The sequence below is a fragment of the Caulobacter sp. RHG1 genome (assembly GCF_013181195.1).
In the GTDB taxonomy this organism is placed as follows: Bacteria; Pseudomonadota; Alphaproteobacteria; order Caulobacterales; family Caulobacteraceae; genus Caulobacter.
In genome coordinates this window covers 809,604-827,379 of sequence record NZ_SMZP01000001.1, presented here as the reverse complement: position 1 = coordinate 827,379, position 17,776 = coordinate 809,604, and the positions used below count along the sequence as shown (strand labels likewise).

At 68.7% G+C, this 17,776-nt stretch carries 16 protein-coding genes, 1 tRNA gene and 1 pseudogene; 7 read left to right on the top strand and 11 right to left on the bottom strand.

What is annotated here, in order from left to right:
• Positions 1-27: 27 nt before the first annotated feature.
• From E1H18_RS26615 to E1H18_RS03785, 6 genes and pseudogenes are all read right to left on the bottom strand, one after another.
• Positions 28-114: pseudogene (locus E1H18_RS26615) on the bottom strand (hypothetical protein); the annotation flags it as partial.
• Between the two features lie 41 nt (positions 115-155).
• On the bottom strand, positions 156-917 hold the full coding sequence (locus E1H18_RS03805; RefSeq protein WP_172263784.1) for an alpha/beta fold hydrolase: 762 nt from the start codon (positions 915-917) through the stop codon (positions 156-158).
• A gap of 106 nt (positions 918-1,023) precedes the next feature.
• Positions 1,024-1,323: a hypothetical protein gene (locus E1H18_RS03800; protein WP_172263782.1), complete on the bottom strand. Its 300-nt coding sequence runs from the start codon at positions 1,321-1,323 to the stop codon at positions 1,024-1,026.
• A gap of 77 nt (positions 1,324-1,400) precedes the next feature.
• On the bottom strand, positions 1,401-2,291 hold the full coding sequence (locus E1H18_RS03795) for a pirin family protein (RefSeq protein WP_172263780.1): 891 nt from the start codon (positions 2,289-2,291) through the stop codon (positions 1,401-1,403).
• 95 nt (positions 2,292-2,386) lie between these two features.
• Positions 2,387-3,664: an MFS transporter gene (locus E1H18_RS03790; RefSeq protein WP_172263778.1), complete on the bottom strand. Its 1,278-nt coding sequence runs from the start codon at positions 3,662-3,664 to the stop codon at positions 2,387-2,389.
• Between the two features lie 64 nt (positions 3,665-3,728).
• The gene (locus tag E1H18_RS03785; protein ID WP_172263776.1) at positions 3,729-4,226 is read right to left on the bottom strand and encodes an Lrp/AsnC family transcriptional regulator; all 498 of its coding nucleotides are present in this window, start codon (positions 4,224-4,226) and stop codon (positions 3,729-3,731) included.
• A gap of 142 nt (positions 4,227-4,368) precedes the next feature.
• On the opposite strand from E1H18_RS03785, the gene E1H18_RS03780 reads away from it, so the two are divergent.
• Complete coding sequence (locus tag E1H18_RS03780; RefSeq protein WP_172263774.1) at positions 4,369-7,809, top strand: indolepyruvate ferredoxin oxidoreductase family protein; 3,441 nt, start codon at positions 4,369-4,371, stop codon at positions 7,807-7,809.
• Positions 7,810-7,923: 114 nt separating this feature from the next.
• Here the strand turns inward: E1H18_RS03780 and E1H18_RS03775 are convergent, their stop codons facing one another.
• Together E1H18_RS03775 and E1H18_RS03770 are read right to left on the bottom strand one after the other, a co-directional pair.
• The gene (locus E1H18_RS03775; RefSeq protein ID WP_172263772.1) at positions 7,924-8,757 is read right to left on the bottom strand and encodes a hypothetical protein; all 834 of its coding nucleotides are present in this window, start codon (positions 8,755-8,757) and stop codon (positions 7,924-7,926) included.
• A 21-nt stretch (positions 8,758-8,778) separates the two neighbouring features.
• Positions 8,779-10,140, bottom strand: coding sequence for an APC family permease (locus tag E1H18_RS03770; protein WP_172263770.1), 1,362 nt, complete (start codon positions 10,138-10,140; stop codon positions 8,779-8,781).
• A 50-nt stretch (positions 10,141-10,190) separates the two neighbouring features.
• On the opposite strand from E1H18_RS03770, the gene E1H18_RS03765 reads away from it, so the two are divergent.
• From E1H18_RS03765 to E1H18_RS03740, 6 genes are all read left to right on the top strand, one after another.
• The gene (locus tag E1H18_RS03765) at positions 10,191-10,493 is read left to right on the top strand and encodes a hypothetical protein (RefSeq protein ID WP_172263768.1); all 303 of its coding nucleotides are present in this window, start codon (positions 10,191-10,193) and stop codon (positions 10,491-10,493) included.
• A complete protein-coding gene (locus E1H18_RS03760; protein ID WP_370526408.1) occupies positions 10,490-10,765 on the top strand; it encodes a type II toxin-antitoxin system RelE/ParE family toxin in 276 nt (91 codons plus the stop codon). Before E1H18_RS03765 ends, E1H18_RS03760 begins: the two co-directional genes overlap by 4 nt.
• A complete protein-coding gene (locus tag E1H18_RS03755; protein WP_172263764.1) occupies positions 10,762-11,877 on the top strand; it encodes an NAD(P)/FAD-dependent oxidoreductase in 1,116 nt (371 codons plus the stop codon). Before E1H18_RS03760 ends, E1H18_RS03755 begins: the two co-directional genes overlap by 4 nt.
• A gap of 58 nt (positions 11,878-11,935) precedes the next feature.
• Positions 11,936-12,988 (top strand): glycosyltransferase, encoded by a 1,053-nt coding sequence (locus tag E1H18_RS03750; protein ID WP_172263762.1) that lies wholly within the window; start codon positions 11,936-11,938, stop codon positions 12,986-12,988.
• A 105-nt stretch (positions 12,989-13,093) separates the two neighbouring features.
• Positions 13,094-13,170, top strand: a tRNA-Met gene (locus E1H18_RS03745).
• Positions 13,171-13,239: 69 nt separating this feature from the next.
• Positions 13,240-13,704 (top strand): hypothetical protein, encoded by a 465-nt coding sequence (locus E1H18_RS03740; RefSeq protein ID WP_172263760.1) that lies wholly within the window; start codon positions 13,240-13,242, stop codon positions 13,702-13,704.
• Here E1H18_RS03740 and E1H18_RS03735 read toward each other — a convergent pair.
• From E1H18_RS03735 to E1H18_RS03725, 3 genes are all read right to left on the bottom strand, one after another.
• A complete protein-coding gene (locus tag E1H18_RS03735; protein ID WP_172263758.1) occupies positions 13,640-14,650 on the bottom strand; it encodes a glycerophosphodiester phosphodiesterase family protein in 1,011 nt (336 codons plus the stop codon). The two genes, E1H18_RS03740 and E1H18_RS03735, sit on opposite strands and share 65 nt — an antisense overlap.
• Positions 14,651-14,781: 131 nt before the next feature.
• On the bottom strand, positions 14,782-16,173 hold the full coding sequence (locus tag E1H18_RS03730) for a glycoside hydrolase family 47 protein (RefSeq protein ID WP_172263756.1): 1,392 nt from the start codon (positions 16,171-16,173) through the stop codon (positions 14,782-14,784).
• Positions 16,174-16,354: 181 nt separating this feature from the next.
• Positions 16,355-17,770 carry a sensor histidine kinase gene (locus tag E1H18_RS03725; RefSeq protein ID WP_172263754.1) on the bottom strand — a complete coding sequence of 472 codons (1,416 nt, stop codon included), beginning with the start codon at positions 17,768-17,770 and terminating at the stop codon, positions 16,355-16,357.
• Positions 17,771-17,776: the final 6 nt, after the last annotated feature.

Here is a 17,776-nt window from a genome sequence, read left to right as displayed (position 1 = left end):
TATGAGCCGCCACTTCGTTACCAATCAACCGTCATCCCGCGCTTTATGCGCGGGACCCATCCGTCCGCCGCAAGTGCGGAGAAGATGGGCGCTCTCTCGTGCGGGCTGAACCATGGGTCCCGCGCACAAAGCGCGGGATGACGGGTTGGGTGTTCTCAGCTCAAGAACCCCACCATCGCCTGGGCAAACGCCGGATCCGCCACCGCGGCGCGGTGGTCGCCCTTCACCAGCAGCGAGCGCGCGCCCGGGATCGCCGCGGCCAGCCGCTCGGGACGCACCGCCAGCGGGTCGTCGTCGCCGGCTGTGACCAGGGTCGGGGCGGTGATGCGGTCCAGGGCGATCGGCTGGGCGTGGACGACGCTGGCCTGGGCGGCCAGCGCCTTGCGGTCCGCGCCGATGGCGTCGGCGAACTGGCGGAAGGGGATCGCTGCGGGATGCTGGATCGTGGACGGATCATCGGCCAGCAAAGCCTCGACCAGGGCGGCGTTGGGCACGTGGCGGGTGTCGACGCCGCCGGTCTCGACCACGCCCTCGCCGACGCCGCCGGTGAGCAGCCGCCGCACGCGCGGTTCCTGGCTGGCGCAGATCAGAGACACGATCGCCCCCATCGAATAGCCGGCCAGGTCGATGGTCGGCGCGTCCAGGTGGTCGATCAGCGCGGAGACATCGGCCGCCATCCGCGCCTCGCCGTAGAAGGCCGGATCGTGCGGCTTGTCAGAAGCCCCGTGGCCGCGCGCGTCGATCGTCACGACCTTGCGGCCGGCCCCGACCAGGGCGTCGATGATGCCTGGCGCCTTCCAGTTGATGACGCCGCTGGCCCCGAAGCCGTGGTGCAGCACGATGGGCGGCCGGTCTTCGTCCTCGCCCCAGACCTGATAGGCGATGGAGAGGCCGTCGGAGGTCGTGAAGCGGGGCATGGCGGCTCGCGCGTGAAGTCAAACGATCGTTTCAATTCCTAGCAAACGAAAACGCCGGCCGCCACTGGGGCGACCGGCGTTCGGTGTTCCGGGCCGAACGGCGCGGCTAGTGCGCGGCGTCCTGAGCCTTCTTGGCGGCGTCCTGCGCCTTGTCGCCGGCCTTCTCGGCGGCTTCGCCCGCAGCCGCGGCGGCGTCACCGGCGGCTTCCTTGCCTTCCGGCGTGGTGGCCATGGCGGCGCTGGCCGAGGCGTCGGCGGCGGCCTGCGAGGCCGAGGCGGCGGCGGCCGCTTCGCTGGCGGCGTTGCTGCTTTCGGCGGTGGCTTCCTGGGCCTTCTCGGCCTTGTTCTCGCAGGCCATCACCGTCAGGCCCAAAGCGGCCACGGCCGCGATCGTCACGATACGCATGGACATCTCCTCCAAGCCCGGCCTTGGCGCCGGGTCTGGAGGATAATCCGGATACGGGCGATCGGTTGCGCTTGGCCCTACAGAGGTTGCGGCGGCTTCGGCGTTTCGGGCAGCGGGATGAATTCGTCGTGGTCCAGGTCGGGCAGCTTCATGCGGCCGGCCTTCCAGTCGGCCTTGGCCTGCTCGATGCGCTCCTTGGACGAGGAGACGAAGTTCCACTCCATGAAGCGCGGGCCCACCGGCTCGCCGCCCAGCAGCATGACGGTCGAGCGCTCCAGGGCCTTGAAGACCACGGTGTCGCCGGGCTCGAACACGGCCATCTGCAGGGCGTTCAGCTCGCGGCCGTCGACCTCGACCCGGCCGTCGGCGACATAGGCCGCGCGCTCGGCATACTCGGCGGGCAGGGCGGCGGTCGCGCCCGCCTCCAGCTCCCAGTGGACGTAGAACAGCGGCGAGAAGATCGGCACATTGGCCTTGGCGCCGAACGCCTCGCCGGCGATCAGCCGCGCCTTCAGGCCGCGCTCCTCATAGGTGGGCAGGTCGACGTCGCCCTCGATGTGGACGAAGCCGGGATCGGTCTCTTCGAATTCCTTGGGCAGGGCGATCCACGCCTGCATGCCGTCCATGCGGCCGCCCTGGCGGCGCAGGGTCTCGAAGCGCTCGGAGTGGGTGATGCCCGAGCCGGCGGTCATCCAGTTGACCTCGCCCGGCTTGATCACGGTTTCCGAGCCGACGCTGTCGCGGTGGGTGATCTCGCCCTGGAACAGGTAGGACAGGGTCGACAGGCCGATGTGCGGGTGCGGGCGGACGTCGGCGCTCTTGGGGAAGCCGGGCGCGAACTCGGCCGGCCCCATGTGGTCCAGGAAGGTGAACGGGCCGACCATGCGGCGGGCGTGGAAGGGCAGCACGCGGCCGACCTCGAAGTTTCCGATGTCGTGGCGGCGGGCTTCGATGACGAGATCGATCATGGGGCGGCTCCGGGAAGATGTAAGCTCAACCTAGCCGGGGCGCCCCATGTCGTCTTGCGCAAAGACCGCAACACATCGTTCGCGTTTTGGCGCCCCTAGAGGCTGTCGGGCGTCTTTCTCAGGGGCAGCAGGGCGAGAAGGCTGATCAGGCCGGCCGCCGCCAGATAGATACCGACGAAGCCCAGGCCGCCGTGGCTGGCCAGGTACTGCGCGGCCACCGGCGCCAGGCCGCCGCCCAGGATGCCGCCGACATTGAAGGCGATCGAGGCGCCGGTGTAGCGCACCCGGGCCGGGAACAGGCTGGGCAGCCAGGCGCCCAGCGGTCCGTAAACCAGGCCCATGACCAGCAGCGACAGCGACAGGAACCCGCCGACCAGCCACAGCGAGCCGCCGCCCAGCATCGGGGCCAGGAGGGCGCCGACCACGACGGTCAGGCCCGAGCCGGTCATCAGCACCTTGCGCGGCGTCGTGGCGTCCGACCAGTAGCCGGCCCAGACGATGCCGCCGGCCATGAACAGGATGGCGAACAACAGTACGCTCAGGAACGTCTGGCGATCATAGCCCAGGGTGGTGGTGCCATAGCCCAGGGCGAAGGCGGTGGTCAGGTAGAAGAGCGCAAAGCAGGCGACGACGGCGAAGATGCCGCTGATCGTCTCGCGGCCGTGGGTGCGGAAAAGCTCGGCGACCGGCACGTGCGGCGGCGGGGCCTCGGCGGCCGCGGCGGCGAAGGCGGGAGTCTCGGTCAGCTTCAGGCGGATCCACAGGCCGACCCCGACCAAGAGGATGCTGCCCAGGAACGGCAGGCGCCAGCCCCAGGCCTGGAACTGCTCGGGCGTCAGCAGCGCGCCGAGGATCAGGAACAGGCCGTTGGCGGCGATGAAGCCCACCGGCGCCCCCAGTTGCGGGAACATGCCGAAGCGCGCGCGCCAGCCGGGCGGGGCGTTCTCGACCGCCAGCAGCGCGGCCCCGCCCCACTCGCCGCCCAGGCCGAAGCCTTGGCCAAAGCGCAGCAGGCACAGCATGAACGGCGCGATCCAGCCAGCTTGGTGATAGGTCGGCAGGAAGGCCACCAGCAGGGTCGAGCCGCCCATGATGATCAGCGAGGCCACCAGGGTCGACTTGCGGCCGATGCGGTCGCCGAAGTGCCCGAACACGATCGAGCCCAGCGGCCGGGCGATGAACGCGACGCTCAGGCTGGCGTATGAGGCCAGCAGCTGCATGGCCGGCGAACTGGACGGGAAGAACAGCGGCCCGAACACCAGCGAGGCGGCGGTGGCGTAGATATAGAAGTCGTAGAACTCGACCGCGGTGCCGATCAGGCTGGCGGCCAGCACCCGTCGCGACGAGGCGCCGGTAGCGCTCGATTGGGCCATGACGGCCTCCTCAGAATGTCAGGATAGTCCGGAGCGGCTCCCCAGCACGCTCCGGTTACGCTTTTCAGCCCAGCGGGCTGACGTATGGGCTGACCAGGCCCAGCGGCACGGCGGTCGAGTTCTTGACGCCGCGGATGACGATGCGGCTCTCGATGTTGGACACCAGGCCCAGCGACAGCAGCTTTTCCCGAAGGAACTCGTCGAAGGCGTGCATGTCGCGGGTGACGATGCGCATCTCGTAGTCGGCCGCGCCGGTCACGGTGGCGCACTGCACGACCTCGGCCCACTTGGCGACCGCGACCTCGAAGGTGTCGAGGTTTTCCTTGGTCGGCAGCGACAGCTTGACGGTGCAGTAGACTTCGAAGCCCAGGCCCAGCTTTTCGCGGTCCAGGATGGTGACGCGACGCTGGATGACGCCGGCGTCTTCCAGGCGCTTGATCCGGCGCCAGCAGGGGCTGGACGACAGGCCGACGCGTTCGGCGATCTCGGCGACGGACAGTCCGGCGTCGTGTTGGATGAGATCGAGGATCTTGGCATCCACGGCGTCGAGTTGTTCGGACAAGAAATTCCTCCCCCCAGAGGGCGTTGACGCTCCAATTTTGCGCAAAACCGCCACGAACCGGGCACGCCTTGGGCAAAACTTTTCCGCGCTTCTATAAGATATTGCGTGACGGGCGGAAAGACCCGGGAGGAAAATTTTTGCTATGCGGCACTCCGAAGTCACGCTCGACGACAAATATGTGCTCGAAGATGGTCGTGCATTCATCACTGGCGTGCAGGCGCTGCTGCGGGTCCTGCTGGATCGCAAGCGCCTCGATCGCCTCGCCGGACTGAACACCGCGGGCTTTCTTTCCGGCTATCGCGGCTCGCCGCTGGGCGGCCTGGACCAGCAGGCCGCGCGCATCAACAAGCTGCTGACCGCGCACGACGTCGTCTTCAAGGAAGGCGTCAATGAGGACCTCGCCGCCACCGCCGTGTGGGGCAGCCAGCAGGCCAATCTCTTCCCCGGCGCGCTTTATGATGGCGTCTATGGGATGTGGTACGGCAAGGCCCCCGGGGTCGACCGCACCGGCGACGTCTTCAAGCACGCCAATTTCGCAGGGACCTTCCCGACCGGCGGCGTACTGGCGGTGGCCGGCGACGACCACGGCTGCAAGAGCTCGACCCTGCCGTCGCAATCGGAATTCGCCTTCCAGGACTTCGAGATGCCGGTGCTGTCGCCGGCCGACGTTCAGGAAGTCCTCGACTACGGCATCCTGGGCATCGCGATGTCGCGGTTCTCGGGCCTGTGGACGGGCATGATCGCCCTGGCCGACACCATGGATAGCGGTGTGACCATCGACGTCTCGCTGGGGCGCCACAAGGCGATCATTCCCGACTTCCCGTTCCCCCCCGGTGGTCTGGGCATCCGGCTGAAGGATCAGCCGATGGAGAAGGAACGGCGGATGCGGCTGCACAAGCTGCCCGCCGCCCTGGCCTTCGCCCGCGCCAACCAGATCGACCGCGTGGTGCTGGGCGCCTCGCACGTTCGTGTGGGCAAAGCTCGATTGGGCATCGTCTGTCAGGGCCAGGCCTACAAGGACGTGCTGGAGGCCTTCACGGCCATGGGCATGACCCTGCAGGAAGCCGCCGACCTGGGGGTGTCGATCTACAAGGTCGGCATGCCCTGGCCGCTGGAGCCGCTGGGCCTGCGCGCCTTCGCCGCCGGCCTCGAGACCCTGATGGTCATCGAGCACAAGCGCGGCCTGATCGAGCCCCAGGCGAGGGCGGCGCTGTACGACCTGCCCGCGCAAGCTCGCCCCCGCATCATCGGCAAGATCGACGAGCGCGGCGCGCCGCTGCTGTCGGAGCTGGGCGCCCTGTCGGTGGCCGAGATCGCCCTGGCCATCTACGACCGCCTGCCCGACGGTCCGCACATGGAGCGGGCGCGAGCCTATCTGAACCGCGTCTCGGCCGCCGGCGTCGCCGCCGTCAGCCTGGCCGCCGATCAGGCCCGCAAGCCGTTCTTCTGCTCGGGCTGTCCGCACAACACTTCGACCAAGCTGCCGGAAGGCAGCCGGGCCCTGGCCGGCATCGGCTGCCACTACATGGCCGGGTTCAACGATCCGCAGACCGACCTCAACACCCACATGGGCGGCGAGGGCCTGACCTGGGTCGGCGCCTCGCCCTTCACGGCCGAGAAGCACGTCTTCCAGAACCTGGGCGACGGCACCTACAACCACTCGGGATCCCTGGCCATTCGCGGCGCCGTCGCGGCTGGGACCAACATCACCTACAAGCTGCTCTATAACGACGCCGTCGCCATGACGGGCGGCCAGCGCGCCGAGAGCGGCTTCACCCCCGCCCAGATCACCCGCCAGCTGGCGGCCGAGGGCGTCCAGAAGACCGTCATCGTCGTCGATGACCTGAAGCGCTACGAGGGCGTCACCGACCTGGCGCCCGGCGTCGAGATCTTCCCGCGCTCGGACCTGATGCGCGTGCAGGAGATGCTGCGCGAGACGCCCGCGACCAGCGTGCTGCTGTACGACCAGACCTGCGCCACCGAAAAGCGCCGCCGCCGCAAGCGCGGCTCCATGCCCAAGGCCACCCAGCGCGTGTTCATCAATCCGCTGGTCTGCGAGGGCTGCGGCGACTGCTCGGTGAAGTCCAACTGCGTCTCGGTCGAGCCGCTGGCCACGGAGTTTGGCCGCAAGCGCAAGATCAACCAGTCCAGCTGTAACCAGGACTATTCCTGCGTCGAGGGCTTCTGCCCGTCGTTCATCACCCTGGAAGGGGCCGAAAGCGCCCAGGCCAAGAAGGCCCCCGCGCCCCTGACCGCCGATGCGACGCCGCTGCCGGAGTTCGAGGCTTTCACCGGCGTGCGCCGCATCCTGTTCACCGGTGTCGGCGGCACCGGCGTCACCACCGTGGCCTCGATCCTGGCCATGGCCGCCCATATCGACGGCCGCGCCGGCAGCGTCGTGGACATGACCGGCCTGGCCCAGAAGGGCGGCTCGGTTTTCAGCCACGTCAAGATCGGCGAGACCGAGGACACCATCGTGGGCGGCCGCGTGCCGGCCGCCAGCGCCGACGTACTGATCGCCTGCGACCTGCTGGTGGCCGCTTCGCCGGAGGGCCTGTCGCTCTACGCCAAGGACCGCACCCACGCGTTCGGCAACAGCGACTTCGCGCCGACGGCCGACTTCGTCACCAGCCGCGACGTGCGCTTCGACAGCGGGGCGATGGCGCGCCGGGTGCGCGGGGCGACCAAGACCTTCGACGCCTGTCCCGCCCAGCATCTGGCCGAGAGCCAGTTCGGCGACGCCATCTACGCCAACATGATCATGGTCGGCTTTGCCTGGCAGCGCGGGGTGATCCCGGTCTCCAGCCGGGCCCTCTATCGCGCGATCAAGCTGAACGGCGTCGACGCCGACGCCAACCTGGCCGCCTTCGAGCTGGGCCGCCGCGTGGCGCATGATCCGTCATCGGTCGAGGTCAAGGAAGACAAGACCCCGTCGCCCGAGACCCTGCCGCTGGAAGAGCTGATCGCCCACCGCATCGGCGAGCTGACGGCCTATCAGAACGTCGCTTACGCCCAGCGTTACGCCGACAAGGTGGCCAAGGTCCGCACCGCCGAGGTCGCGACCAGCGGCCCTGACAGCGCCCTGCCGCTCACCCGCGCCGCGGCGGTCAACCTCTACAAGCTGATGGCCTACAAGGACGAGTACGAGGTCGCGCGCCTCTACACCGACGGCCGCTTCGCCAAGGAGCTGGCCGGGACCTTCAAGGGCGGCAAGGCCAAGGTCTGGCTCTCGCCGCCGCTGCTGGCCCCCAAGGGCGCCGACGGCAAGCCCAAGAAGATCGCCTTCGGCGGCTGGATGCTGGACGCCGCCTTCCCGCTGATGGCCAGGATGAAGGGCCTGCGCGGCGGGGCGTTCGACGTCTTCGGACGGACGGAGGAGCGTCGGATGGAGCGCGGCCTGATCGCGTCCTACGAGACGGCGCTGGATCGCCTGGCCGCGGGCCTCTCACCCGAAAGCCTGTCCCTGGCGGTGAAGATCGCCGAGGTCCCGCAACAGATCCGGGGCTACGGCCACGTCAAGGACGCCTCGGTGGTCACGGCCAAGGCGGCCGAGGACAAGCTATGGGCGCAATGGGGCGGCTGACGCGGTTTCGGGGATCGCGCGGCTGACCTTGCGGGCGAACGGCACGTTCAAGGTCCGATAGGTCGCTGCGGCTCGCCTCAAAGGCGAGTATTCGTCAAAACCCGCAGGAGTGGCTCAAGGGGCGGCCTTGATGTCCTCGAGGATGGCGTGGGCGGCCTTCGTCAGGGTGGTCCAGTCATAGACCAGCGCCACCATGGCCGGCGCAGGCATGGGTTGGCCGTCGGCCAGGACGGGCGCCTTGAGCTTGGCCAGGGTCTTGCTGACGGCCTTGGTCGCGCCGGGACCCTCCTCGCCATCGATCCGGCAGGTCTCGAAGCGTCCGGCGGCGGTGAATCGGCAGAAGACGGTCGACAGACCTGTCGCCTGTTGTGCGTCGATGATGATCGGCGCGGTGTCTTCCAGCATTGGGGTGTCGGTCCAGTAGACCTCGCGCGCCTCGCAGACGGGCGTCTTGTCGGTGTCGAACGGGCACGCCATCTGGCGCGCGCCCGTCTTCTCGCGGCCGGTCAGCGGCGTCAGCACGAAGGATGGCCGCCCGGGGGAAAAGGTGAGGCGGGGCGTTCCGGTTTCGGGCGAGCCGATGACGATCGGCACCAGGACATGGCCGCCGTCGACCGGCTTCCCGTCCTTTATGGCCGGCTTGAGCCGGAAGATCGGGGCCAGCTTCAGAGCCACCCTGCCGATCTTGCCCGGGTCCGGAGACTGGATGATCACGCGGCAAGGCTTCAGCGTGCCCGCCGCCGTCACCCAGCAGCGCATCAGCGCCCAGCCGCTCTGCTGGCCCAGGGAGAGGGTGCTGTCCAAGGCGTTGGCGATATCCTGCCCCGACGGTTTGCGAACCCACTCGGGTCGTGTCGGCGCCGCGTCCGCGGGCGGCGTCTGTGTCTGCGCACTCGCCGCGCCGGCCAGCAGCTGAGCCGCCAGCGCGACCCCGATCCAGAGCTTCATGTCATCCCCCGCGTTTCAATCTCAGGGTGAGCGATTGTGGCCCAGCTTGGCAAGGGGGCTGGCGGCGTTCATCAGCCAGTAGAGGCCCAGCGCCACGGCGATCAGCGCGCCGGCCGTCAGCGGCGCGGCGAGGTCGCCGGTCGAGACCCGCACGGCGATCAGGCCCAGGCACACGACCGCGCCGAGCGCCGGGACGAAGGCCGGCGGCTCGAAGGCGCCGGGTTTCTCGCCGGGACGTTTGCGCAGGACCAGGAGGGCGCCGTTGACCACGGTGAACACTGCCAGCAGCAGCAGGGTGGTGGCCTCGCCCAGTTGGGTGACATTGCCCGACATCACCAGCACCGCGACGATGGCCAGCAGCACCAGGATGGCGACGTGCGGGGTGTGGCGGGTGGCGTGGACCTTGGACAGCGGCTTGGGCAGGCGCCCGTCGCGGGCCATGCCGTACAGCAGGCGCGAGGCGGTGACGTAGTTGACCAGGGCGCTGTTGGCGACCGCGAAGACGGTGATGACCACGAAGGTCCAGCCCGGCAGCCACGGCGCGGCCTTGTCCATCACCGCGGCCAGCGGCGCGCCGGCCTCGCCCAGCTCGCGCCAGGGGATGACCGAGACGGCGGTGATCGCCACGGCGACATAGAGCACCGCCGTAATCCCCATGGCCAGCAGGATGCCGATCGGCAGGGTGGTGCGGGGGTTCTTGACCTCCTCGCCGACATTGATCGAGTCCTCGAAGCCGACGAAGGCGAAGAAGGTCAGGGCTGCGCCCTGAACCAGCAGCAGCGGCACGATCGAGGTTGCTGCGCCCTGGGCCGGGGTAGGGATCTCGAACAGGTCGGCCTGGCCCCAGAACCTGGCGCCCACGACGACCACCAGCAGCAGGCCGCCGGCCTCGATGAAGGTGCAGACCAAGTTGGCCCAGATCGACTCCCGGATGCCGCGGAAGACGATGCCGGCCATCAGCACCACATAGGCCAGGGCGATCAGCACGGGCGGCGTGGAGGCCAGCCATTTGAAGGTGTGCAGGTTCTCGCCGATCACCCAGGCCCCGGCGGCGATCGAGGTCAGGCCCGAGCAGGCCGTGGCGATGCCGACCACGTGGGTCAGCAGGCCGCGCTTGAAGGCCCGCTGGGTGACATAGGCCGCGCCGCCAGCCTTGGGATAGCGCGAGGCCAGGCTTGCATAGGACAGGCCCGTCAGCAGAGCCGCGACCAGGGCGACCAGGAAAGAGGCCCACACCGCCGAGCCGACCTGCCCGGCCGCCTTGCCGATCAGGCCATAGATGCCCGCGCCCATCATGCTGCCGGCCGCGTACAGCGTCATCTGCATGGGCCCGATGGCGCGCAGCAGCGGTTCTTTGGACGTGGGCTTGGCGGGCTCGGTCATGAGGAGGCAACGCGCTGACGCCGCCAGGGGTTCGTGCTAGTCTTGCGGCCATGAACAAGCCGGTGAACGCTAGCCAAGTTACGGTGCAGCTCAGCGCCGAGGACGCCGCCGACCTTCAGGCGCGCGTGGAGCGTGGTGAGTTTACATCGCTGGATGAGGGTATCGCGGCTGAGCTTGCAGAGCTCAACTATCGCCGGGCATCGGACATCGTCGGCGGTTCGGAGAAGCTGAAAGCACTGCTCGATGAGCTGGAGGCAGAGGTTATCCATCCCGACGAATGCGTCGACGGCGCGACGTTCATGGCCGAGATGCTTGCCGAACTGAAGGCTCGCGCCGAGGCCGCGGGGGAGTGAGCCGTCGCTATGTTCTGACACGGCGCGCTCAACGCGATCTGCAGAGCATTCGCCACTACATCGTTCAGCACAGTCCCCAAGCCGGGGTGCGGTTTGTCGAGGGGCTGACGGCCAAGTTCGACGACCTCGCCCTCATGCCGTTCATGGCTCAGACCGTAGCGCAGAACCCGCGGTTTCGTCGGCTTCCACACGGCGCCTACGTGATCTTTTATGAGGTCGTGGATGATGCCGTCATCATCCGTTCAATCGAGCATTCGGCGACCCTGAAATGACCGAATTCGATTTCGACGCCGTCGTGGTGGGCGCGGGCGCGGTCGGCCTGGCGTGCGGCTACGCCCTGGCTCAGCGGGGCCTGATCGTCGCGGTGCTGGAGGCCGAGGGCCACATCGGGCAGGGCGTGTCGTCGCGCAATTCCGAGGTGATCCACGGCGGGCTCTACTATCCGTCCGGTTCGCTGAAGGCGCGGCTGTGCGTGCAGGGGCGGCGGCTGCTGTATCCGTTCCTCGACAAGCACGGCGTGGCCTACAAGCGCTGCGGCAAGCTGGTCGTGGCCACGAGCGAGGACGAGATCCCGCGCCTGGACGCCATCTGGGACCAGGCCCTGGCCAACGACGTCGAGGGCATGGAGCGAGTGAGCGGCCAGCAGGCCCGCGCGCTGGAGCCTGGTCTCAACGCCCATGCTGCGCTGTTGTCGCCTGAGAGCGGCGTCTTCGCCAGCCACGACTACATGCTGGCCCTGCAGGGGGAGATCGAGGCCGCCGGCGGGGCGGTGGTGCTCAATACGCCGTTCGAGGGCGCCGAGGCCTTCGCGGGCGGCGGCTTCAAGGTCAGGGCCGGGGGCGTTGACCCGACCAGCCTGACCTGCCGCCTGCTGGTCGCTGCTCCGGGGCTGTCGGCGCAGGACGTCGCGGGCCGCATCGAAGGCTATCCCGGCGACCGCATCCCCACGGCCCACTATGGCAAGGGCGTCTATTTCCGACTGACCGGCAAGGCGCCGTTCCAGCGCCTGGTCTATCCGCCGCCGATCCACGGCGCGCTGGGCACTCACTACCGCAACGACCTGGGCGGCCAGGCGGTGTTCGGGCCGGACCTGGAATACGTGTCCGCGCCCGACTATTCGGTCGATCCTGCGCGGGCCGAGACCTTCGCCGCCTATATCCGCAAGTTCTGGCCGGACCTGCCTGACGGCGCCCTGCAGCCGGACTATGCCGGCGTGCGGCCCAAGCTGCACGGGCCCGATGAGCCGCAGCCCGATTTCCAGCTGCGCGGCGTCGAGGATCATGGTCTGGAAGGCCTGATGGCGCTGTTCGGCATCGAGAGCCCCGGCCTCACCAGCTCGCTGGCGATCGGACAAGAGGTTGCGGATCGGCTGCTGGCGCGTTGACACGCAAGCGGCGCCCCACGATGGTCCCCGCCCGTTAGAAGACTCCCTGGAGCCCGCCTTGACCAACATCCTGCACGCCATGCTGGGCAAGGGCTTGGGCGGTCTGGAGCAGGTGTTTCTGGACTATCAGCCGATCCTGGAGGCGTGGGCGGCGCGGCATGACGGTCGCTGCGTCGGCGTGGTGCGCCAGGGCGGCAAGGTCGCGGCCGCGCAGAGCCAACGCACGCCGCCATTCTCAAGCATGCCGGCCTTCACCGACTGGGACCCGGTCACCCTGGGCGCGGCCAAGGCGGTGGTTCGCGAGGTCCGGCCGGTCCTGATCCTAAGCCACGGCCAGCGGCCTGCTCGCCTGTTCGCCAAGGCCGCGCCGGCGGGAACCTTGCAGGCCGTCTGCGTGCACAAGCCCTCGTTCGACGTCGCCCCGGGCGTTCACTATCTATGCGTCGGTCAGCACCTGGCCCAACTGGCCCTGGACCGCGGCGCGCCGGCGGACCACGTCCATTTCATCCCCAACGCTGTGACCCCGCCGACCGCGCGAGCGACGCCGTTCGCGCGCGGAGCGACCGACGGCTGCCCGATCAAGATCGTCGCCGCCGGCCGGCTGCACTCGAAGAAGGGCTTCGACATCCTGATCCGGGCGATCGGCAAGCTGCGCGCCTACGACCTGGAGGTCACCTGCGAGATCGCCGGCGAGGGCGACGAGCGCGGCGCGCTGGAAGCGCTGATCCGCGAGCTGGACCTCAGCCCCTGCGTCAAGCTGGTCGGCTGGACCGACGACGTCGCCGGCTTCCTGGCTTCGGGCGACGTCTTCGCCTTCCCCTCGCACCAGGAGGGTTTCCCGCTGACCCTGCTTGAGGCCATGGCCGTGGGCCTGCCCGTGGTGGCCACCGAGATCGACGGTCCCGACGAGATCCTCAAGGACGGCGTCAACGGCAGGCTGGTCCCCGACGACGACGTCGACCGCCTGGCCGAGGCCCTGGGCGAGGTGGTGGCGGACCCGCAAGGCGCGGTCCGCCTGGGCGAGGCCGCCCGCGCCCTGGTGCTGGGCGAATACGGCCCCGACCAGCTGGCGCGGCGCTTGGAAGCCGCGCTGGATGCGATGCTCACCTGAGCGCGCCGGGCGAAAGCGTGTGCGGTTTCGCCGCCCGATACGGGTCGATTCTAAGGCTTGATGCGGGGCGCTCTTGAGCGTATGACCCCCGTCCGTCCTGGCGACGGTTGGGTAGCTCAGATGGTTAGAGCGGTGGATTCATAACCCACAGGTCGGCGGTTCGATCCCGCCTCCAACCACCAGGACGGACTGACTTCTCCTTACAATTCAGAAGTTTGGAACAGGGCCTCGGCGCTGCTCGTTGTCGCGTCATGGCGCGCGCCCTCAAGGTCTTCACCTGGTCTGACGGCTTTCACCGCTACACCGTGGCGACGACGTCGCGCGTCAAGGCGTTGGCGGCGTGGGAGACGGACCGCGATCTCTTCAAGGAAGGCGTGGCGAGCGAAGCGTCCGATGCGCCCGACGCCAAGGCGGCCCTGGCCGCGCCCGGGTCGGTGATCCGGCGGGCCGAGGGCGGGCTGAAGGCGGCGATCGAGACCCTGCCCAAGCCCAAGGCTGCGCCGAAGAAGGCCGCCGATGCCGCCGAGACCAGACGAAAGAAGGCCTTGGCCGAGGCGGAAGCCGTCTTGGAGGCCGCCGAGATCGAGCAGCGTGACGTCGCGGCCGATCTGGAGCGGCGGCGTCGCGCGCTGGAGACCGAGGCCGAAGGGCTCAATGAATCCTGGACGAAACGACGGCGGACGCTGGAACAGTCGATCCGACGTCTGCGACGGTGACCCTCGCGGGATCGCGCAGGCCCTGGTCGTTCAGATAGTCGAGCAGGGCGGCCGGCTGGTCGGTCTGGACCATGTTGACGCCCTCGGCGATCAGGCCGCCCCAGGCGCGGGCGGGATCGGTCAGGGCGCGACGGTCGCCGGCGGCGTCGGCCACGCCCTTCAGGCCCTTGCCGTCCAGGCTGTTGCTCCAGACGCGGATGCGGGCGGCGTGGGCCGCGTCGCGCACCGCGAAAAAGCCGTCCTTCTTGAGGGCGTCCAGCTCGACGGCCGGGATCGCGCGTTCGCCGGAAGCCTGGCGGGTGGTGATCTCGCCCAGCTGCTCGGCGCGCGAAGCGGCCTTCTGGCCCACGATCGGCATGAAGGCCATGTCTTGATACAGCGGCTTGTCGGCGATCGGAGCTGCGTCGAGGTCGGCGCGGGCCTTGAACAGCACCCAGTCGGTGGTGTCGGTGTCTCGCACCAGTCGAGCGGCCTGGGCGGCCAGCGGCCCTTCCTTCAGGTCGATGTTGACCAGGATGCGGCCGCGGGCGACGCGCAGGAAGGCCGACAGGGTCGGCGGCGCTTCGAACTCGGCGTCGCCGGCCTTGAGGCGCAAGGCCTGGACCTCGCCCAGGGTCATGTCGGCGATCTTGCCCTTGCCGTTGGTGGTGCGATCGACCTTGGCGTCGTGCATGACGACCAGGGCTCCGTCCTGGGTGCGGCGCACGTCGATCTCGACCATGTCGACGCCCAGGGCGATGCAGCGCTTGAGGGCGGACAGGGAGTTTTCAGGCAGGGTGTTGGTCATGCTGCGCGAAGGCGCGGCGGCGTGGCATGCGCGGTGGGCGACCACCATCACGCCGGCCGAGGGATCGTGGAGCCGCTCGCGCGGATCGGCGGCTTGGGCCGCCGGGGCGCCCAGGCCGGCGGTGATCGCCAGTGCGGTCAGGAACGTGCGAAGTCGCATGGTTCAAATCCCCCGAGCCGTCGCCTTGATGACCGATTCACGCGACAGGCCTGCGTCGGTTCGGGCTCACTGGGATGACGACGTCGTCGGGGCTGGGCCTCAGCGTTTGGGGTGCGACAAGTTGTCCGTTTCTAAACCTTTCGGAAACCGCGCAGCACGTTGGCCTCCGTGCTGAGCTGCAGCTGGGCGTAGTCGATGCGCGGCGTGTCCGAAAACAGCAGGTAGTAGTATTTCATCTGCTCGGACCACCAGTAGCCGGGACAGTTGTCGCCCTGGGTCATCGGCTTGGTCGTGATGTCCTTCAGCGCGGTGTAGCCGTAAGGCGCGCGGCTGGTGGCCTTCATCTCGCGATAGTGGATGGCCGAGAGCTGGCGATAGCGCTCGTCGCGGTCGATCAGCCACAGGTTCAGGCAGGCGTCGGGATACTCCGGGCGCAGGCCCGTGTGCTTGCGGCGTGGCTGGGCGGTGGGAGCCTCGATCGATTCCGGAATGATCCCGAACGTCGCCTGCAGATAGGTGAAGGTGGCCAGATAGTCGTCGCCCTGCGCCTTGCGGCCCACCTGGCCCAGCAGGCCGGCATAGTAGGCGGCCAGTTCGCTCTGGGCCGTCGAGGTCACGACGCCGGTCTCGTAGTCGACCATCGGGAACCAGAGACGACCCTCATAGCGCTTGGCCTGGTGGGCCAGCTGAGCGTCGACGCACTCGACCGCCCAGCGCTTGCAGTCCGCGTCGCCGAACAGCTCCCAGGCGTCCCAAAGATATTCGTAGAAGCTGTCGGCATAGATATCGATGCTGGCGTTGCGGCTGATGAAGTCGCCGGTGCGGGCGTCGATATTGGCGGCCATCAGGCCGATCCTCGAGCGGCGGTCCAGGGCGTGCTTCATGGCCCGTTTGGCGGCCTTGAAGTAGCGGTCATCGCCGGTCAGCTGGCTCAGCACCCCGAATTCGGTGATGTAGGTGCCGATCTCGGCCAGGTTGGTCTCGGGATCACGCACGGCGCCGGTGCGCAGGTTCACATAGCGCCAGGGCAGGCCGTGCGGCGAGGCGTCGAAGGCCTTCATCAATCGGTCGGCCAGGTCTTTCGCCTTGGCCAGCAGCATCGGATCGCCGCAGGCCAGGTGGGCGGCGATCAGGCCGCCGACCAGCCGGATATTGGTCTCGAACACCTGGGCGTCGCCGTCGACATCGAAGGACAGGGACGACTTCACCCAGTCGACGCCGGCCTGGAACTCGGCGTCCAGGCCCATGATCCACAGGGTGTCCAGCGCCTCGACCAGCGACAGGCCCAGGTCGTGACCCTCGATGAAGAACGAGCGCGACGTGCCGCTGACCGGATTGATCTCGTCCTTGCCCCAGGCCTTGGCGACATAGGCCTGCCAGGCCCACTGGAACTCCTTGCGGACGTCGGCGGCCAGGGCCTTCCAGTCCTCCGGTTTGTTCTGAGCCTGAGCGAAGGGCGGCGCCAGTCCCGCCGCGATCACGGAGGCGAGGGCGGAGCGGCGCGTGAGTCTGGCGAGCGTCATGGCGCCAGCCTATCCAGGCGTGAGTGATGGTGTCGAGGGAAAGGCTGCCGGCCGAGGTCACGACACCCCGGCCGGCCAAGGGGTCCTGGCGGATGGGGTCGCCGGAAGCCGCTTTGCAACTATGACGCCGCCGATCGTCTGCGCCCGCAATGCGGCAGATCAAATGTGTCTTCGAGCGGGATCAGCCAGGCTCGGACGGGGTTTCCGGCGCTTCGGGCAGGCGGGCCTGGAGCACGCAGCGCAGGCCCTGGGGGCGGTAGTCCATGGCCGCCTGGCCCTTCAGTTCGCCGCGCAGGCTGCGCTCGATCAGGCGCGAGCCGAAGCCCTTGCGTGTCGGCTCGACCACGGGCGGACCGCCAAGCTCGGTCCAGGTGGTTTCGAGGATGCGCGTGGCCGGGTCATAGGTCCAGGCCAGGCTGACGCGGCCCTCGGCGTTCGACAGCGCGCCGTACTTCAGGGCGTTGGTGGCCAGCTCGTGCAGGATCAGCGCCATGGTCAGCGCGCCGCCGGGTTGCAGCCTCACCGCGGGCCCCTCGACGCTGACGCGCACCCCGGCCTCGTCGAAGGGGCGCAGGGCGCGTCGGACCACCTCGTGCAGCGCCGCCCCGTGCCAGCTCTCGCGGGTCAGGATGTCGTGCACCCCCGACAGGCCCAGCAGGCGCGCCTCGAACTTCTCGAAGGCCACGGTCGGATGGGGTTCGTTGCGCAGGGTCTGGGCCGCCATCGACTGGACGGTGGCCAGGGTGTTCTTCACGCGGTGGTTCAGTTCGTTGATCAGCAGCCGCAGCTGGCCCTGATGGTTCTGCTGGGCGGTCTCGGCCTGCTTGCGGGCGCTGATGTCGGAGATGATGGCCAGGATGTAGGCTGGTTCGTCTTCCACCCTGACCATCGAAGCGGTCAGGTGGATCCAGATCTCGCCCTCGGGCAACTGGAAGAGGCGCTCGGCCGAGCAGGTTTCGCGCTCGCCGGCCAGCAGGGCGGCGCTGGAGGCCAGCACGTCGTCCAGATGGTCGGCATGGGCCAGGCTCTGGAAAGACGCGTCCAGCAGGGCTTCGCGCGGGCGCTGCAGCAGGACGCAGAAGCTGTCGTTGACCTCCAGGATCTCGCCGGTCGGGGTCAGGCGAGCCACGCCCATGGCGGCCTGGTCGAACACGGCCCGATAGCGGGCTTCGGCCGCCTCCAGCTTCAGACGGGCCTCGATATTGGCGGTGACCACCTCGGTGTAGAGCACCAGGCCGCCGATCTCGCTTTCCCCGCTTTCATTGGCATCCGTCCGCCAGGGGGCCATCGACCAGCGGATCCACTCGGTGCGGCCGAAGCGGTCGACATAGGGGTCGCCCTCGTGGCGCAGTTCGACGCCCTCGAGCAGCACCTGGGCATGAAGGTCGCGCCACTTCTGCGGCACCTCGGGGAAGGCCTCGTAGTGCAGGCGGCCGATCAAGGGCATGTCCGCGGGCAGGTGCTGGTCGGTCAGATACTGCCGCGAGGCCGCCAGATAGCGCATGTCGCGATCGAAGATGGCGATGCCCAGCGGCGCATGCTTCAGCGCGGTGGTCACGCTGGGAGAGGCGGAGAGGGGCGGGGATTCGTCAATCATCGTTCG

Coding starts and splice junctions, on each gene's coding strand:
- E1H18_RS03805 (WP_172263784.1), bottom strand. CDS start 917: ATGCCCCGCTTCACGACCTCCGACGGCCTCTCCATCGCCTATCAGGTC.
- E1H18_RS03800 (WP_172263782.1), bottom strand. CDS start 1,323: ATGCGTATCGTGACGATCGCGGCCGTGGCCGCTTTGGGCCTGACGGTG.
- E1H18_RS03795 (WP_172263780.1), bottom strand. CDS start 2,291: ATGATCGATCTCGTCATCGAAGCCCGCCGCCACGACATCGGAAACTTC.
- E1H18_RS03790 (WP_172263778.1), bottom strand. CDS start 3,664: ATGGCCCAATCGAGCGCTACCGGCGCCTCGTCGCGACGGGTGCTGGCC.
- E1H18_RS03780 (WP_172263774.1), top strand. CDS start 4,369: ATGCGGCACTCCGAAGTCACGCTCGACGACAAATATGTGCTCGAAGAT.
- E1H18_RS03775 (WP_172263772.1), bottom strand. CDS start 8,757: ATGAAGCTCTGGATCGGGGTCGCGCTGGCGGCTCAGCTGCTGGCCGGC.
- E1H18_RS03770 (WP_172263770.1), bottom strand. CDS start 10,140: ATGACCGAGCCCGCCAAGCCCACGTCCAAAGAACCGCTGCTGCGCGCC.
- E1H18_RS03765 (WP_172263768.1), top strand. CDS start 10,191: ATGAACAAGCCGGTGAACGCTAGCCAAGTTACGGTGCAGCTCAGCGCC.
- E1H18_RS03755 (WP_172263764.1), top strand. CDS start 10,762: ATGACCGAATTCGATTTCGACGCCGTCGTGGTGGGCGCGGGCGCGGTC.
- E1H18_RS03740 (WP_172263760.1), top strand. CDS start 13,240: ATGGCGCGCGCCCTCAAGGTCTTCACCTGGTCTGACGGCTTTCACCGC.
- E1H18_RS03735 (WP_172263758.1), bottom strand. CDS start 14,650: ATGCGACTTCGCACGTTCCTGACCGCACTGGCGATCACCGCCGGCCTG.
- E1H18_RS03730 (WP_172263756.1), bottom strand. CDS start 16,173: ATGACGCTCGCCAGACTCACGCGCCGCTCCGCCCTCGCCTCCGTGATC.
- E1H18_RS03725 (WP_172263754.1), bottom strand. CDS start 17,770: ATGATTGACGAATCCCCGCCCCTCTCCGCCTCTCCCAGCGTGACCACC.